Genomic DNA, 15785 nt, shown 5'->3' with positions numbered 1-15785 from the left:
CCGCGTACGTCTCCAATTTCACGTACCTGCCTGCGAGGGTGACGTACAGATGAGACACGGCCCCCGACTCGCTAGCCGGGGGCCTTGACCTGCCGGACGCTAGGCCGCTACCTCAGGAGCCTGGAAGGAAGCCTCAGCGGTGCCCTTGGCCCGGCTCCTGCGGGGAGCCTTGGCCTTGGCCGCAGTGACCTCCTGGGGAACGCTGGCCGGAACCTGGCTGGCCATCATGCCCTTGAGGATCTCCTGAAGCATCTCCGCACCCGCCGGTGAGGACAAGAACGCCCTGACGGCTTCAGGCGAGACGGCAGGCTCAGCCGGAGTCTCGGCAACCGGCTTGGGCTCTGAAGCCGTCTCAGACTCAGGAGTGACGCTCTGGGTGGCGTCGATCTCGTCCCACTCGTCATCGCTGAGGAAGGGCAGGAAGGCGGGAGCCTCATCTACCGGAGTGGTTTCCTCTTCGGGGGTAGCTGACTCGGCAGGCTCCTCCTCAAGCTGGTCGATCTCCTCCATGAGGATCTCGGGAAGCTCCTCCTCCAGGTCGAGATCAGTAAGTTCATTTGAGCGCTCCGCAGTCTCAGCGGGAGCTTCGTAGCGGTAGACCAGGGCGGGCCTGCCCCCGCCCTGCGGCTGAACCTTGGTCATGGTCACGTGGGGAAGCTCAGAGATGATGTCGTTCATCTCGGCGGCCTTACGGCCGAACTTGCGGAACAGGGCCGTGCTGTTGACGCCCTCAGGTCCGGCGGCCTTGATGAACTGCTCCACGCGCGTGCCCACGGTCTCCTCAGCCGACCCCCCACCGAGCGGAAGGCTCGTGTTCTCATCTCGCAGGGTGTCATTCTCGGCCGTCTGGTATTCGCCCAATAGAGCGCGTGAGCGGAGGAGTTGAATCATATTTGCTGGATACCATTTGGAGCCTTTGGGCTCCTTTCCTTGCCGCACTCGGTGTGCATCGGCCGACGTCAACACCCCACGGCTGTTCAGATCCTCGGCAATCTTGGAAATGGACTCCTCTCCAAGAATGACCCGACCCACGATGCCCCGCAGGATGCCGGACGTGTCGGGGTCGATCTCCAGATACCAGCCCAGGACGCCGTTCCTGACCTCCTTGACGGGACGGTAGCCGTACGGAGCGATTCCGCCTCTCCAGCGGCCCTGCTGTACGGCTGTCTGCTGGCCATCGAGTGTCCGTCCTCGAATGGAGTCCCATTCGAACTCCGCCACCACGGCAAGGATCTTGGCCGCCATCGTTCCGGCCGGGGTCGTGAGATCGAACCCCTCCTCGATGAAGACAAGCGCGATCGAGTGCTCTTGGCTCCACCGGATGAGCCGGAAGAAGTCTTCCGCGTTGCGGCAGATCCGATCCAGCTTCGCCGCGCACAGGACGTCGAACTTCTCCGGATGGGCCATCCAATAGCCCAAGTCCGGGCGGTCCCAAGGGGAGACCGTCTTGCCGGATACGTCCCGGTCCACGGCTACATGGATCAGGTCTCCGTCGTGGAGATCCGTCCATCCGGTGATCTTGCGCTTCTGGGTGTCCGGTGACGTGCTGGTGTCACGCTCGCGGGACTCCCGTACAGCCCCGACTACTCGCTTGCGATGACCCGAGGCGATAACCTCGCCCCTCGCCATGACGCCGCCCTGCGCCTTGCCCATTTCTCCCCTTACCTGGTGGTGCGTCCACCAAGTATGGGGAAGATCAGCATTCGATGACGTTGACCCCTACATGGGCGTCACTCTCGATGACGTTGACGGCCAGGCCGCCTCGGCTGGTCTCTTTGTACTTGGTGGACATGTCGCGTCCGGTAGTGCGAACCGTTTGGATCGCCTTGTCCAGCGAGACGAAGTGGCGGCCGTCGCCGCGCAGGGCGATGCGGGCGGCGGTGATCGCCTTGATGGAGGCCACCGCGTTGCGCTCGATGCACGGGATCTGGACCAGGCCGCCGATCGGGTCGCAGGTCAGGCCCAGATTGTGCTCGATGCCGATCTCGGCGGCGTTCTCCACCTGCTCCGGCGTGCCGCCCAGCACCTCGGTCAGCCCGGCCGAGGCCATCGAGCAGGCCGAACCCACCTCGCCCTGGCAGCCCACCTCCGCTCCGGAGATCGAGGCGTTCTCCTTGAACAGCACGCCGATCGCCGCCGCCGTCAGCAGGAAGCGCACCACCCCGTCGTCGCCGGCGCCGGGCACGAACCGCGTGTAGTAGGTGAGCACCGCCGGGATGATGCCCGCGGCGCCGTTGGTGGGCGCGGTGACGATGCGGCCCCCGGCGGCGTTCTCCTCGTTGACCGCCAGCGCGAACAGCGACACCCAGTCCATCGCGTGCAGCGGGTCCTTCTCCGGCGCCTCCGCCAGCAGGCGCCGGTGCAGCCCATGCGCGCGGCGGCGCACACGGAGCCCGCCGGGCAGCACGCCCTCGGAGGCGATCCCGCGTCGGACGCACTCGGTCATCACCCGCCACAGCTCCAGAATGCCCGCGCGGATCTCCGTCTCGGTGCGGCCGAAGGCCTTCTCGTTCTCCAGCATCAGCCCGGAGATCGACAGCCCGGTGTTGGCGCAGTGCTTGAGCAGCTCCTCCGCGGTCGTGAACGGGTACGGCAGGACCGTGTCGTCCGCCTTGATGCGGTCCGCCCCGGCGGCCGTCTCGTCGACGACGAAGCCGCCGCCGACCGAGAAGTACACCTTCTCCCGCAGGACCCCGCCGTCGGCGCCGAAGGCGGTGAAGCGCATCCCGTTGGGGTGCCCGGGCAGCGAGATCCTGCGTTCGAAGACCAGGTCCTCGCCGACCACGAACGGCACCGGGTGCGTGCCGGCGAGCGGCACGGTGCCCGACTCCCGCATGGCGAGCAGCCGGGCGTCGACGGAGTCCACGTCGACCAGCTCCGGCTTCTCGCCGGACAGGCCGAGCAGCACGGCCTTGTCGCTGCCGTGGCCCTTGCCGGTCAGCCCGAGCGAGCCGTACAGGATCGCCTCGACCCGGGCGACGGACTCCAGCAGCCCGTCCTGGCGCAGCCCCCGGACGAACCTGTGCGCGGCCGCCATCGGCCCGCCCGTGTGCGAACTGGACGGCCCGATGCCGATCTTGAACAGGTCGAAGACCCCGATGCTCACGTCACGTACTCCGCCGCCGCGTCCAGCAGCCACTCCGCCAGGTAGGCGGCGAAGGACGAGCGCACCAGCACCAGGAACCCGTCTTCCCGGGGGACGAGCACGACCTGCGCCCGCGCCAGCATGGTCTGCGCGCACCGCCCCGGCCCGAACGCGCGCGGATGCAGGTCGAGCGCGCAGCCGTGGGCGAGCAGGTCGCGGGCCCTGGGTCCGCCGACGAACAGCGTGGTGCGCTGCGCCGAGACGTCCACGATCGAGCCGTGCCGCTCGCCGAGCTCCTTGCGCAGCAGCTCGGGCCGGTATCCGGGCGGCGCGATCACCAGCCACTCGTCCGGCCCCAGCCAGGCCGCGGTGATCTCGCCGGAGGTCACCGCGGTGTTCGGCTCGACCGGCAGCGGGACGCCGAGGTCGGTCCCGGGAGGCACCCGCACGTTGACGTGGGTGAGGAAGGGGATCTCCCGCAGCGTCAGCGCCCCGCCGCGCGAGGCCGCCTCGAAACGGCCGGCGAACGCCCCGGCCGGACTCCTGCGCTCAACCATCGCGACGCGCTCCTTCGGGGTCGTACAGGACGTGAGACGTGACGGTCACCGGCACCATGGCGTCGCCCACGGGCGCGTAGAGCCGCTCGCCGTGGCGCGACTGCCCGACCTTGAGCAGGGCCAGCGCGAACGTACGGCCGAGCGCCGCGCTGCGGTAGCTGGAGGTGACGTGCCCCAGCATGGGCACCGGTGGCTCGGGCAGCTCGGCGGAGGCCACCAGGTGGGCGCCCTCCGGCAGCAGGAAGCCGTGGTCGTCCGGCAGCAGCCCGACGAGCTGCTTGCGGTCGGGACGCGAGCTGTCGGCCCTGGCGTGGGAGCGCTTGCCCACGAAGTCGGGCTTCTTCTTCGACACCACCCACGACATGCCCAGATCCTGCGGTGTGACGGTGCCGTCGGTGTCCTGGCCGACGATCGGGTAGCCCTTCTCGGCCCGCAGCACGTGCATGGTCTCCGTGCCGTACGGGGTGACGCGGCCATCGGACATGATCGCGGTCCACAGGCGGAGCCCGTCCCAGGAGGTCACGTTGATCTCGTAGGCCAGCTCGCCGGAGAAGCTGATGCGGCACACCCGGGCGGGGATCCCGGCCACCTCGGCCTCGCGCCAGGTCATGAACGGGAAGTCGGCCGCCGAGACCGCCAGCTCGGGCGCCAGCGCCGCGAGCACCTCGCGCGAGCGCGGCCCGACCAGCGCGACCGTCGCCCACTGCTCGGTCACCGAGGTGAGGTGCACCCGCAACGACGGCCACTCGGTCTGCAGCCACTCCTCCATCCAGTCCAGCACCGCGGCGGCGTTGCCGGTCGTGGTGGTGACCAGGAAGTGGTCGGCGGCCAGGCGGATGACGGTGCCGTCGTCGAAGACCATGCCGTCGGCCCGGCACATCACGCCGTACCGGATCGAGCCGACGGCCAGCGAGCTCATCAGGTTGGTGTAGAGCCTGTCGAGGAACTCGCCCGCGTCCGGGCCGATCACGTCGATCTTGCCGAGCGTGGAGGCATCCATCGCCGCCACGCCTTCGCGCGCGGCCCGGCACTCGCGCAGCACCGCCGCCTCCATGGTTTCGCCCGCGCGCGGGTAGTACCAGGGCCGCTGCCACTGCCCGACGTTCTCGAACAGCGCCCCGTGCTCGGCATGCCACTCGTGCAGCGCCGTCACCCGGACGGGGTCGTGCAGCGCGCCGCGGTCGCGCCCGGCCAGGGCCGCGAAGCTCACCGGCGTGTACGGCGCCCGGTAGGAGGTGATCCCGACCTCGCCCACCGGCACGCCCAGAGCGTGGGCCACCACGGCCGAGGTCAGCAGCCCCGACGTCTTGCCCTGGTCGTGCGCGGTCCCGGCGGTGGTGTAGCGCTTGACGTGCTCGACCGAGCGCAGCCCCGCGCCGGTGGCGCGCAGCACGTCGGCCGCGGTGACGTCCCGCTGCAGGTCCACGAAGTGCCCGCCGAGGTCGTCCGCCGGCACCAGCCAGTACGGCGTCCCCCCGGGCCCCGGGGCCACCGGCTCGCTATCCCCGGCGCCGTCAATCAGGCAGCCCTCCAGCGTGAACACGCCCCTGGCGGCACCGGCCACGCGGACCTTCTGCCGCGAGACCCCGGGCACCAGCGCGGCCAGGTCCTCGTCGTAGCGCAGCGTCCCGCCCGCCTGGCTGAACAGGTGCACCACCGGGTTCCACCCGCCGGACACCAGCACCAGGTCGGCCTCGATCTCGGTCCCGCCGGCCAGGACGGAGGAGACCTCGCCCGTGCCCCTGGCGGCCTCGACCGCCTGCCCGGCCAGCACTTCGATGCCGCGCCGCCGGGCCTCGGCCAGCGGCCCGGGGGAGGGGCGCACGTCCACGATCGCGGCCACCTCCAGGCCGGCGTCCGCCAGGTCGAAGGCGGCCTCGTAGGCGCTGTCGTTCGTGGTGAAGACCACGGCCCGGCGCCCGGGCAGCACGCCGTACCTGACGGCGTACGTGCGCGCGGCCCCGGCCAGCATCACGCCGGGCAGGTCGTTGCCCGCGAAGGCGATGGGCCGCTCGTGCGCGCCGGTGGCCAGCACGACCCGGCCCGCCCGGATGCGCCAGATCCGCTCCCTGGCCACGTGGGCGGGGGCGGCGGCGCCGAGGTGCTCCGTGCGGCGCTCGACGGCCATGAGGTAGTTGTCGTCGTAGTAGCCGAAGACCGTGGTGCGGCGCAGCACCGTGACGTCCGGCAGGCGCTCCAGGCCGGCCGCCACCGCCGCCGCCCACTCGTGGCCGCCTTGCCCGGCCGGGCTGCCCGGAATGTCCTCGGTGGTGCCCAGCAGGCTGCCGCCCGGACGGGGCTGCTCGTCGGCCAGGATCACCCGGGCGCCGTCCACGGCCGCGGCCCTGGCGGCGGCCAGCCCCGCCGGGCCGGCGCCGACCACCAGCACGTCGCAGTGGGCGTGCACGGCGTCGTAACGGGCCGGGTCGGGCTCGGCCGCCAGGCGGCCCCGGCCGGGCAGGCTGCTCGCCACGAGCCCGTCGTACAGCTCGACCGTGGTGGCCGGCCGCATCGGCTCGGGGAAGGGCTGCTCGATCTGGACGACCGCGTTGGGCTCCTCGCTGCCCGCGGCGAAGATGCCGCGCGGGCGGCCCAGCTTGACGCTGGTCGCGGCCTGGCGCACGCCGTTGGCCAGCAGCGCGGAGGCCAGGGTGTCGCCGGGGTGACCGGTCAGCTCGCGGCCGTCGAAGCGGAAGCGCAGCGTGCCGCCGCGGTCGATCAGCCCGCCGGTGGACAGCCTCATCGGGCCTCCAGGATCTCGTTGGTGGCGGTGTCGCGGACCAGGTTGAACCAGCGGCGGCAGCCGGCCGCATGGCTCCACCGCTCGGCGAAGGGGCCCTTGGGGTTGTCGCGGAAGAACAGGTAGCGCGCCCACTCCTCGTCCGACAGCGCGGCCGGGTCGGCGGGGTAGGCGACGTGGGCCTGCCCGCCGTAGTGGAACTCGGCCTCGTCGCGAGGGCCGCACCAGGGGCATGGGATCTGCAGCATCGGCCGTTCCTCAGTGCGCGACCGCGGCGGCGCCGTGCTCGTCCACGAGCGCCCCGGTGGTGAATCGGTCAAGGGAGAAGGGGGCGTTGAGCGGGTGCGGCTCGTCGTTGGCCACGGTGTGCGCGAAGCACCAGCCCACGCCGGGCGTCGCCTTGAAGCCGCCGGTGCCCCAGCCGCAGTTGAGGTAGAGGTTCCGGACCGGGGTCAGGCCGACGATCGGCGAGGCGTCGGGCGAGACGTCCACCACGCCGCCCCAGGTGCGCAGCACGTGCGCGCGGGCGAAGATCGGGAACAGCTCCAGCGCGGCGGCCATCTGCCGCTCGATGATGTGGAAGGCGCCGCGCTGCCGGTAGGAGTTGGCCGCGTCGATGCCGGCGCCCATGACCAGCTCGCCCTTGTGCGCCTGGCTGACGTAGACGTGCACGGCGTTGGACATGACGACGGTCGGGTGCACGGGTTCGAGCAGCTCGGACACCAGCGCCTGGAGCGGGTGGCTCTGCAGCGGCAGGTCGATCCCCGCGGTCTTGGCCACGACCGAGGTGTGGCCCGCCGCGCACAGCGCGACCCGGCCGGCCGAGATCGGGCCCCGGGTGGTCTCCACGCCGGTGACCCGGCCGTCGCTCACCTGCAGGCCGGTGACCTCGCAGTGCTCGATGAAGTCCACGCCGAGGGCCGCCGCGGCGCGGGCGTACCCCCAGGCCACGTGGTCGTGCTTGGCGATGCCGGCGCGGGGCTGGAAGGTGCCCCCGAGCACCGGGTAGCGCACGCCGGGCGAGATGTCCACGATCGGGCACACCTCCCGGACCTGCTCGGGGTCCAGCCACTCGGCGTCGACGCCGTTGAGCCGGTTGGCCTCGACGCGGCGCACGCTGTCGCGCACGTCCTGCAGGCTGTGCGCGAGGTTGAGCACGCCGCGCTGGCTGAACAGCAGGTCGTAGCCGAGCTCCTCCTCCAGGCCCTCCCACAGCTTGAGCGCGTGCTCGTAGATGCCCGCGCTCTCGTCCCACAGGTAGTTGGAGCGGATGATCGTGGTGTTGCGCGCCATGTTCCCGCCGGCCAGCCACCCCCGCTCCAGGACCGCGATGTCGGTGATGCCGTGGTTCTTGGCCAGGTAGTAGGCGGTGGCCAGGCCGTGCCCGCCGGCTCCGACGATGACGACGTCGTAGGAGCGCCTGGGCTCGGCGGCGCCCCACAGCCACTCGGGGTGCTCGGGCAGGTTCATCGCGCCTCTCCGTACAGCGGGTGCTTGCCGGCCAGGACCTCGACCCGGTCACGCAGGTAGGACAGGTCGGCCTCCGGCGTCAGCGCGGTGGCGATGACGTCGGAGACCTCCGCGAAGTCGGCCGCCTCGAAGCCGCGCGTGGCCAGCGCCGGGGTGCCGATCCGCAGGCCCGAGGTGACCATGGGCGGTCGCGGGTCGAACGGCACGGCGTTGCGGTTGACCGTGATCCCGGCCGCGTGCAGCCGGTCCTCGGCCTGCTTGCCGTCCAGCTCGGACTCGCGCAGGTCGACCAGGACCAGGTGCACGTCGGTGCCGCCGGTCAGCACCTTCACGCCCGCGGCCGCCGCGTCGGGCGCCAGCAGCCGGTCGGCCAGGATGCGGGCGCCCTCCAGCGTGCGGCGCTGCCGCTCCCTGAACGCTTCCTCAGCGGCGATCTTGAACGAGACCGCCTTGGCCGCGATCACGTGCTCCAGCGGGCCGCCCTGCTGGCCGGGGAAGACCGAGGAGTTGATCTTCTTGGCGAGCTCCTCCGTGGACAGGATCACCCCGCCGCGCGGGCCGCCGAGCGTCTTGTGCGTGGTCGTGGTCGTGATGTGCGCGTGCGGCACCGGGGAGGGGTGCAGCCCGGCGGCCACCAGCCCGGCGAAGTGCGCCATGTCCACCATCAGGTACGCGCCCACCTCGTCGGCGATCCGGCGGAAGGCCGCGAAGTCCAGCTGCCGCGGGTAGGCCGACCAGCCGGCGATGATGAGCCGGGGACGGTGTTCACGGGCCAGGCGCTCGACCTCGTCCATGTCCACCAGGTGGTCGCTCTCGCGCACGTGGTAGGCGACCACGTTGTACAGGCGGCCGGAGAAGTTGATGCGCATCCCGTGCGTCAGGTGGCCGCCGTGGGCCAGGTCGAGGCCGAGGATGGTGTCGCCGGGCTCCAGCAGCGCGGCCATCGCCGCGGCGTTGGCCTGGGCTCCCGAGTGCGGCTGCACGTTGGCCGCCTCGGCGCCGAACAGGGCCTTGATCCGGTCGATGGCGAGCTGCTCGATCACGTCCACGTGCTCGCAGCCGCCGTAGTAGCGCCGGCCGGGGTAGCCCTCGGCGTATTTGTTGGTGAGCACCGAGCCCTGGGCCGCCATCACGGCGGCGGGCGCGAAGTTCTCCGAGGCGATCATCTCCAGCGTCGAGCGCTGCCTGGCGAGCTCGGCGCCGATCAGGGCGTCGACCTCGGGGTCCACCACGTCCAGCGGGGTGTCGATCATATGAGGTCCTTTCCCTAACCGCGCAGCCGGGTCATCGCCGGGTCGAAGAGCGGCTCCTCGGCCACGACGGCCGGGACGCGCTGGTCGAAGTAGCCGATGTGCAGGGCCTGGCCGGGGCTCGTGAGCGAGGCGGGCAGCCAGGCGTAGGCGATGCCGCGGCCGACGGTGTAGCCGTAGGCGGCGCTGGTGACGTAGCCGACGGCCCGGTCGCCGTCGTAGACCGGCTCCTTGCCCATGACCACCTCGTCGGTCAGCAGGCAGGTGAGCTTCCTGCGGACCGACGCCTTGCGCTCCAGCAGCGCCCGGCGGCCGACGAAGTCACCCTTGTCCAGCTTGACGGCGAAGCCGAGGCCGGCTTCGTACGGGTCGTGCTCGAAGGTCATGTCGGTGCCGAAGGAGCGGTAGCCCTTCTCCAGGCGCAGGCTGGTGAAGGCGCCGCGGCCGCCGGCCAGCACGCCGTGCTCCTGCCCCGCGGACCAGAGCGTGTCCCAGAGCTTGAGCCCCATGTCGGCGGTGGTGTAGATCTCCCAGCCGAGCTCGCCGACGTAGGACAGGCGCAGCATGGTGACGGGCACGTTGCCGATGAAGCCGCGGGCTCCGCGGAAGTACTTCAGCGCGGTCAGGTCGATGCCGGTCAGCGGCTGGACCAGGTCGCGGGCTCTGGGGCCCCACACGCCCAGGCAGCAGGTGCCGGCGGTGACGTCGCGGATGAACACGTCGGCCGGGCGGCGCCGCTCCAGCCAGTCCAGGTCCAGGTTGCCGTTGGCGCCCACCTGGAAGCGGTCGGGGCCGAGCCGGGCCACGGTGACGTCGCTGCGGATGCCGCCGTCGGCGTCGAGCAGCAGGCAGTACGTCACCGAGCCGACCGACTTGGAGACGTCGCCGGTGGTGATCCGCTGCAGGAACGCCAGTGCGCCGGGGCCGCTGACCTCCAGCCGCTTGAGCGCGCTCATGTCGTACAGCGCGACCGCCTCGCGGGTGGCCTGCGCCTCGGCGCCGACGATCGGCGACCAGTACTGCGCGGCCCACGGGCCGGGCGTGGGGAGGTCGCGCCCGTCGAGCAGCGGCGCGTTGGCGCCGTACCACTGCGGGCGCTCCCAGCCGGAGGCCTCCAGGAAGACGGCGTCCAGGTCCTGCTGGCGCGGGTGGAAGGGGCTCAGCCGCAGCGGGCGCGGGTGCTCCATCGGCTGCAGGGGGTGGATGATGTCGTAGACCTCGACGTAGTTCTGGCAGCCGCGATCGCGCACGTAGTCGGGCGCCAGCTGGTGCGGCTCGAACCGGTTGACGTCGCACTCGTGCAGGTCGAACGAGGAGCAGTGGCCGTCGACCAGCCACTCGGCCATCGCCCGGCCGACGCCCGCGGAGTGGGTGACCCAGACCGCCTCGGCCACCCAGAAGCCCTCGACGTCCTGGGACTGCCCCATCAGCGGCAGGTGGTCGGTGGTGAAGGAGAACAGCCCGTTGATGCCGGACTCGACCTCCGCCTTCTGCGTGTCGGGCAGCAGCGCCTGGGTCTCCTCCCAGGCCTTGGCGAAGTCGTCGGGGGTGAAGGTGAGCACCGACGGCATCACCTCCGCCTCGTCCACCGCGAGGATCTCGTCGGCGGTGATCGGCATCGGCCGGTGGCCGTAGTAGCCGATGCCGAGCGTGTCGAAGCGCTCGCGGTAGTACAGGTCGGCGTCCTGGTGGCGGAGGATCGGCCGGGTGGCCTCCTCGGTCTGGCCGGCCAGCCCCGGCACCTGCCCGGTCCAGGCGAGCTGGTGGGCCAGCGGGGTGAGCGGCAGCTCCATGCCGGCCATGCGGGCCACCTTCGGGCCCCAGATCCCGGCGCAGCACACGACCACCTGGGCGGGCAGGTCGCCGTGGTCGGTCACCACCGCGCACACCTTGCCGTCCTGGGTCCTGATGTCGAGCACCTCGTGCCTGGGCAGCACCCGCACGCCGCGCTCCCGGGCCCTGGCCAGCTGGGCGTCCACCGCCTTGACCGCCTTGGCCAGCCCGTCCGTCGGGACGTAGAGCCCGCCGAGCACCTTGGCCTCGTCCAGCAGCGAGTGCTTGGCGGCGCACTCCTGCGGCGTGAGCAGGTGGGCCTCGAGCCCCCACGCGACCGCCCAGCCGTGCCTGCGGTGCAGTTCGGCCAGCCGCTGCGGGCTGGTGGCCACCTCGAGCCCACCGACCTGCAGGAAGCTGTCGAGCTCGACGAACTTCTCCGCGGTGTAGCGGGCCATCTCGGTCATCGTCTTCGACCCGTTGACCTGGAAGACCAGGCCGGGGGCGTGCGAGGAGGAGCCGCCGGTGGCGGGCACGTCCCCCTGGTCGACGACGGTGACGTCGGTCCAGCCTCGGGCGGACAGCTCGTCGGCCAAGGCCGCGCCGACCACGCCCGCGCCGATGATGACCACGCTCGGGCCCGTCATAGCCACCTCCGTTGTTGCGATATATGCAACCAAACGCGCTTTCCGCAACAAGCGTCGCTCGCCGCATTCCGGGTGTCAAGGGGTGTTCTGTCTTATTCAGTACAGCCTTTCGGCCGGTGGGCGCACGCGTACGCCCGGCCCGATCGCGGCAGGACGATCGGGCCGGGCGCACGGCGGAGGAGCGGTCAGGTCGCGGGGAGCCAGGCCTTGACCTTGTCGGGGTTGGCGGCGACCCACTTGGCGGCCGCCTCCTCGGGCGTCATCTTGTCCTCGGCGATGTACTTGGCCACGAGGTTCTGGTCGTCGTTGGTCCAGGTGAAGTTCTTGACCAGGGTGTAGGCGGGGCTGCCCGAGTCCGCGAACTTCTTGCTCACGATCTTGTCCAGCTCGTACGGCGGATAGTCGCAGGCCACCTTGGCCGCGTCGGCGTCACACCCCTTGGTGTACGCGGGCAGGTCGACCTTGGCCAGCTTCACCTCGGACAGGAACCACTGTGGGTCGTAGAAGTAGCCGATGAGCGGCGTCTGCTGCTTCTCCGCCTGCCGGAAGGCCTGGATGAGCGCGGTCTCGCTGCCCGCGTAGACGACCTTGTAGTCCAGGTCGAGGTTCTTGACCAGCGCCGCGTCGTTGGTGACGAAGGACGGGTCGCCGTCGAGCAGCTGGCCCTTGCCCCCGGACTCGGAGGTCTTGAACAGCGAGGCGTACTTGTTGAGGTTCTTCGAGTCGGTGATGTCGGGATATTTCTTGGCCATCCACGGCGGCACGAACCAGCCGATGACGCCCTTGTTGCCGGTCGGCCCCGCCGAGACGGCGACCTTCTGCTCGTCGATGTACTTCTTCTTCAGGTCGTCATGGGCCCAGTTCTCCACGACCGCGTCGACCTCACCGGTGGCGAAGCCCTGCCAGGACACCTCCTCCTTCAGGTCCTTCTTCACCACCTTGCAGCCGAGGTTCTTCTCCGCGACGAGCGCGATCACCGCGGCGTTGGCCTCGTAGCCCACCCATGGGTTGACCGCGAGGTTGAACGTGCCGCACGTCTTGCCGCCTCCCGCGGCGGCCTGCTGGGTTTCGCCGACCTTCGCTCCGCTGCACGCGCTGAGCAGGAGGCCGCCGCCGGTCACGAGCGCGAGCGCCCTGATCCTGCCGCTTCTCGACATCGCCACTTGGTCCTCCTGTGTTCCTGTTCCTTATTTGTTCGCAAGCCCTCCGTGGGCGGCTGCGTCGGCCCGTTGCGTGGCGGCGCGCATGACGCGGTCGAGCACGATGCCGAGCACGACGATCGCGATCCCGGCGGCCAGCCCCTTCCCGCGGAGCTCGTGCTGGGAGAAGCCGGCCACCACGTCGTAGCCGAGCGCCCCGGCGCCCACCAGGCCGCCCACGACGACCATCGAGAGCACGTAGATGAGTCCCTGGCTCGCGGCCAGCGTCACGCCGCTGCGCGCCATCGGCAGCTGCACCTTGGAGATCAGCTGCCAGGTGCCCGCCCCCGCCGAGGTCGCCGCCTCCACCGTGGTGGGGGAGACCCGCCTGATCCCCTCGGCCACCAGCTTGATCGCCACCGGCGCGGCGAACACCACGGCCGCGATGATCGCGGTGAACCGCGTCGGGCCGAACAGGCCGAGGATGGGCACCAGGTAGACGAAGGCGGGCATGGTCTGCCCCGCGTCGAGCACGGGACGCAGCAGGGTGTCGGCCCGGTCGCTGCGGCCCATCCACACGCCGGCGACCACCCCGAGCGCCATCACCAGGATGGTCGCGACCAGCGTGGAGGCCAGCGTCACCATGCTGTCCTGCCAGAGCCCGAGCGCCAGCACCATCAGCAGCCCGATGGCGGTGACCAGCGCGGCCCGCGCGCTGCCCACCAGCAGGGCCACGGCGACCGCCACCAGGCAGACCAGCCACCAGGGCGAGCCGGTCAGCAGGGCCTCGAACGGGTTGAGCAACCCGTTGGTGAGCGCGTTCTTCAGCGCGTTGGTGTAGGTCACCAGGCTGTCCTGCACCCAGGCGCTGGCGGTGTCCGCGGCGTTGCGCACGTACGAGCCGATGTTGGCCTCGATGGGGAAGTCCGCAGCCCAGAGGTAGGTGTAGGACTGGTACGCCAGCACGGCCGCGATCCCGAGCACGCCCGCAACCTCGATGCGGCGCCGGCGCGCGGAACGCAGCCGGCCCGCGCGGCGCTGCTCCTCCACCCGCCGGCTGGCGGCCGAGGTCACCCGGTCGAGCACCACGGCCATGATCACGATCGCCAGGCCCGCGTTGAAGGCGGTCCCGACGTCCAGCGTCTGCAGCGCCTTGAGCACGGTCTTGCCCAGGCCGGGCGCGTCGATCAGGGCCGCGATGGTGGCCATGGACAGCGCGGCCATGATGGTCTGGTTGACCCCCACGATGATCGTCTGCCTGGCCATCGGCAGCCGCACGTGCCTGAGCGCCTGCAAGGGCGTGGCGCCGAGCGACGTGCCCGCCTCCATCGTCTCCGGCGAGACCTGCCGGATGCCGTGCGCGGTGATGCGGATGGCCGGCGGGACCGCGTAGATCATCGTGGCCACGGTCGCGCTGGCCGGGCCGATGAGGAAGAACAACGTCAGCGGCGCCAGGTAGACGAACGTCGGCATCGTCTGCATGAAGTCGAGCACCGGCGTGACCAGCCGCAGGAACCGGTCGCTCAGCCCCGCCCAGATCCCGAGCGGGATGCCCACGGCCAGCGACAGCGCGACCGCCGTCAGCGTGAGGGCGAGCGTGTCCATGCTCTCCTGCCACAGGCCGAGCAGGCCGAAGGACAGGAAGCCCGCGGCCGTCAGCGCCGCCACCTTCCTGTTGCCGTACAGCAGGGCGACGGCCGTGGCGATCGCCACCACGCCGAGCCAGCCCAGCACGGGCAGGGGGCGGCCGAAGGACGGCTGGCTGATCAGCGCCTGGACGAAGGTCACCGCGTCGTCCAGGAAGAGCCGGATGTAGTTGATGAAGTAGAGGAAGAACGGGTTGCTGTTGCGGCTGTCGTCGATGACGTCCATGGCCTGGCTGAGGTCGCGGTGCAGCGGGGTCAGCTCGGCGCCGCCCAGCTGCTGGGTGTCGCGCCCGCCGAGCACCGCCCAGCCCACCACCCAGGCCGCGACGACCAGGGCCAGCAGCAGCCTGCGGTCGGGCAGCTTGTGCAGCCTGGCGGCGACCGCCGTGACGGCCGCCATCAGTGCTGCCCTCCGGCGATCACTTCGAGGATCTCCGCGCTGGTGACCACGCCGAGCAGGCCGTCGTCCCCGGCCACGCGCACCGGGCGGTCGGCCGACAGCACGGTGTGCACGGCGTCGCGGATGACCACGTCGGGGCCGAGCTCCGGGCCGTCGAGCGGCTCGCCCTCCAGCGGCGGGCGCATGATCCACGACAGGGTCAGCACGTGCGAGCGCGGGACGTCGCTGACGAAGTTGGCCACGTACTCGTCGGCGGGCGCGCCCACCACCTCGTCGGGCGTGCCGACCTGGACCAGCTCGCCGTCGCGCATGATGAGGATCCGGTCGCCGAGCTTGAGCGCCTCGCTCAGGTCGTGGGTGATGAAGATCATCGTCTTGCCCACCTCATGGTGCAGGCGGATAACCTCGTTCTGCATCTCGCGCCTGATCAGCGGGTCCAGCGCGGAGAACGGCTCGTCGAACAGCAGCACCTCGGGGTCGGCCGCGAGCGCACGGGCCAGGCCGACGCGCTGCTGCATGCCGCCGGAGAGCTGGTCGGGGTAGGAGTTCTCGAAGCCGGTCAGCCCGACCAGCCCGAGCACCTCGCGGGCCCGCTCGTAGCGCTCCTTCTTGGGGGTGCCCCGGATCTCCAGCCCGAAGGCCACGTTCTCCAGCACGCACCGGTGCGGCAGCAGCCCGAAGTGCTGGAAGACCATCGCCATCCGGTGCCTGCGCAGCTCGCGCAGCTTGCGGGCGTCGGCGGTGCGGATGTCCTCGCCGTCCAGCACGATCTCGCCCGCGGTGGGCTCGATCAGCCGGGTCAGGCAGCGCACCAGGGTGGACTTGCCCGAGCCCGACAGGCCCATGACGACGAACACCTCGCCCCGCCGGACCGAGAAGGAGACGTCGCGGACCGCGGCGACGCAGCCGGTCTGCTCCTTGAGCTCCGTGCGGCTCAGGGTGCTGCCGACCACGCGGCCGGCCTTGGGGCCGAACACCTTCCACAGGCCTCGGACGTCGAGAATGGGGGGTGCCTCGGTGTTGAGCGGTGTGCTTTCGGTCAGTGACGGGACGGTCATGACCACCTCTTCGTCGTCGG

11 protein-coding genes are annotated in these 15785 nt (G+C 71.0%); all 11 read right to left on the bottom strand.

Features of this window, described 5'->3' with window-relative positions:
- Positions 1-99: 99 nt before the first annotated feature.
- Positions 100-1653 (bottom strand): recombinase family protein, encoded by a 1554-nt coding sequence (locus tag ABZX61_RS26840; RefSeq protein ID WP_355198641.1) that lies wholly within the window; start codon positions 1651-1653, stop codon positions 100-102.
- Between the two features lie 43 nt (positions 1654-1696).
- Positions 1697-3106, bottom strand: coding sequence for an L-serine ammonia-lyase (locus ABZX61_RS26835; protein WP_355198639.1), 1410 nt, complete (start codon positions 3104-3106; stop codon positions 1697-1699).
- Positions 3103-3642: a sarcosine oxidase subunit gamma family protein gene (locus tag ABZX61_RS26830; protein ID WP_355198637.1), complete on the bottom strand. Its 540-nt coding sequence runs from the start codon at positions 3640-3642 to the stop codon at positions 3103-3105. Before ABZX61_RS26830 ends, ABZX61_RS26835 begins: the two co-directional genes overlap by 4 nt.
- Positions 3635-6385, bottom strand: coding sequence for a 2Fe-2S iron-sulfur cluster-binding protein (locus ABZX61_RS26825; RefSeq protein WP_355198635.1), 2751 nt, complete (start codon positions 6383-6385; stop codon positions 3635-3637). The genes ABZX61_RS26830 and ABZX61_RS26825 overlap by 8 nt, the downstream gene beginning before the upstream one ends.
- Entirely contained in the window at positions 6382-6630 is a 249-nt protein-coding gene (locus tag ABZX61_RS26820) for a sarcosine oxidase subunit delta (RefSeq protein WP_319708365.1), read from the bottom strand. Before ABZX61_RS26820 ends, ABZX61_RS26825 begins: the two co-directional genes overlap by 4 nt.
- Before the next feature lie 10 nt (positions 6631-6640).
- Entirely contained in the window at positions 6641-7852 is a 1212-nt protein-coding gene (locus ABZX61_RS26815) for a sarcosine oxidase subunit beta family protein (RefSeq protein ID WP_355198633.1), read from the bottom strand.
- Positions 7849-9105, bottom strand: a complete 1257-nt coding sequence (gene glyA / locus ABZX61_RS26810) for a serine hydroxymethyltransferase (protein ID WP_355198631.1) — start codon at positions 9103-9105, stop codon at positions 7849-7851. The genes ABZX61_RS26815 and glyA overlap by 4 nt, the downstream gene beginning before the upstream one ends.
- A gap of 14 nt (positions 9106-9119) precedes the next feature.
- Entirely contained in the window at positions 9120-11522 is a 2403-nt protein-coding gene (locus tag ABZX61_RS26805; RefSeq protein ID WP_355198629.1) for an FAD-dependent oxidoreductase, read from the bottom strand.
- 185 nt (positions 11523-11707) lie between these two features.
- Positions 11708-12679 (bottom strand): ABC transporter substrate-binding protein, encoded by a 972-nt coding sequence (locus ABZX61_RS26800; RefSeq protein ID WP_355199305.1) that lies wholly within the window; start codon positions 12677-12679, stop codon positions 11708-11710.
- Between the two features lie 30 nt (positions 12680-12709).
- On the bottom strand, positions 12710-14707 hold the full coding sequence (locus ABZX61_RS26795) for an ABC transporter permease subunit (RefSeq protein ID WP_350734508.1): 1998 nt from the start codon (positions 14705-14707) through the stop codon (positions 12710-12712).
- Entirely contained in the window at positions 14707-15765 is a 1059-nt protein-coding gene (locus ABZX61_RS26790) for a glycine betaine/L-proline ABC transporter ATP-binding protein (protein WP_350734510.1), read from the bottom strand. Before ABZX61_RS26790 ends, ABZX61_RS26795 begins: the two co-directional genes overlap by 1 nt.
- Positions 15766-15785: the final 20 nt, after the last annotated feature.

The sequence above is a fragment of the Nonomuraea sp. NPDC003709 genome (genome assembly GCF_040610775.1).
GTDB lineage: Bacteria > Actinomycetota > Actinomycetes > Streptosporangiales > Streptosporangiaceae > Nonomuraea > Nonomuraea angiospora_A.
This window is presented reverse-complemented; position numbering and strand designations above follow the sequence as displayed.

Coding starts and splice junctions, on each gene's coding strand:
- ABZX61_RS26830 (WP_355198637.1), bottom strand. CDS start 3,642: ATGGTTGAGCGCAGGAGTCCGGCCGGGGCGTTCGCCGGCCGTTTCGAG.
- ABZX61_RS26815 (WP_355198633.1), bottom strand. CDS start 7,852: ATGAACCTGCCCGAGCACCCCGAGTGGCTGTGGGGCGCCGCCGAGCCC.
- ABZX61_RS26825 (WP_355198635.1), bottom strand. CDS start 6,385: ATGAGGCTGTCCACCGGCGGGCTGATCGACCGCGGCGGCACGCTGCGC.
- ABZX61_RS26795 (WP_350734508.1), bottom strand. CDS start 14,707: ATGGCGGCCGTCACGGCGGTCGCCGCCAGGCTGCACAAGCTGCCCGAC.
- ABZX61_RS26840 (WP_355198641.1), bottom strand. CDS start 1,653: ATGGGCAAGGCGCAGGGCGGCGTCATGGCGAGGGGCGAGGTTATCGCC.
- glyA (WP_355198631.1), bottom strand. CDS start 9,105: ATGATCGACACCCCGCTGGACGTGGTGGACCCCGAGGTCGACGCCCTG.
- ABZX61_RS26800 (WP_355199305.1), bottom strand. CDS start 12,679: ATGTCGAGAAGCGGCAGGATCAGGGCGCTCGCGCTCGTGACCGGCGGC.
- ABZX61_RS26820 (WP_319708365.1), bottom strand. CDS start 6,630: ATGCTGCAGATCCCATGCCCCTGGTGCGGCCCTCGCGACGAGGCCGAG.
- ABZX61_RS26805 (WP_355198629.1), bottom strand. CDS start 11,522: ATGACGGGCCCGAGCGTGGTCATCATCGGCGCGGGCGTGGTCGGCGCG.
- ABZX61_RS26790 (WP_350734510.1), bottom strand. CDS start 15,765: ATGACCGTCCCGTCACTGACCGAAAGCACACCGCTCAACACCGAGGCA.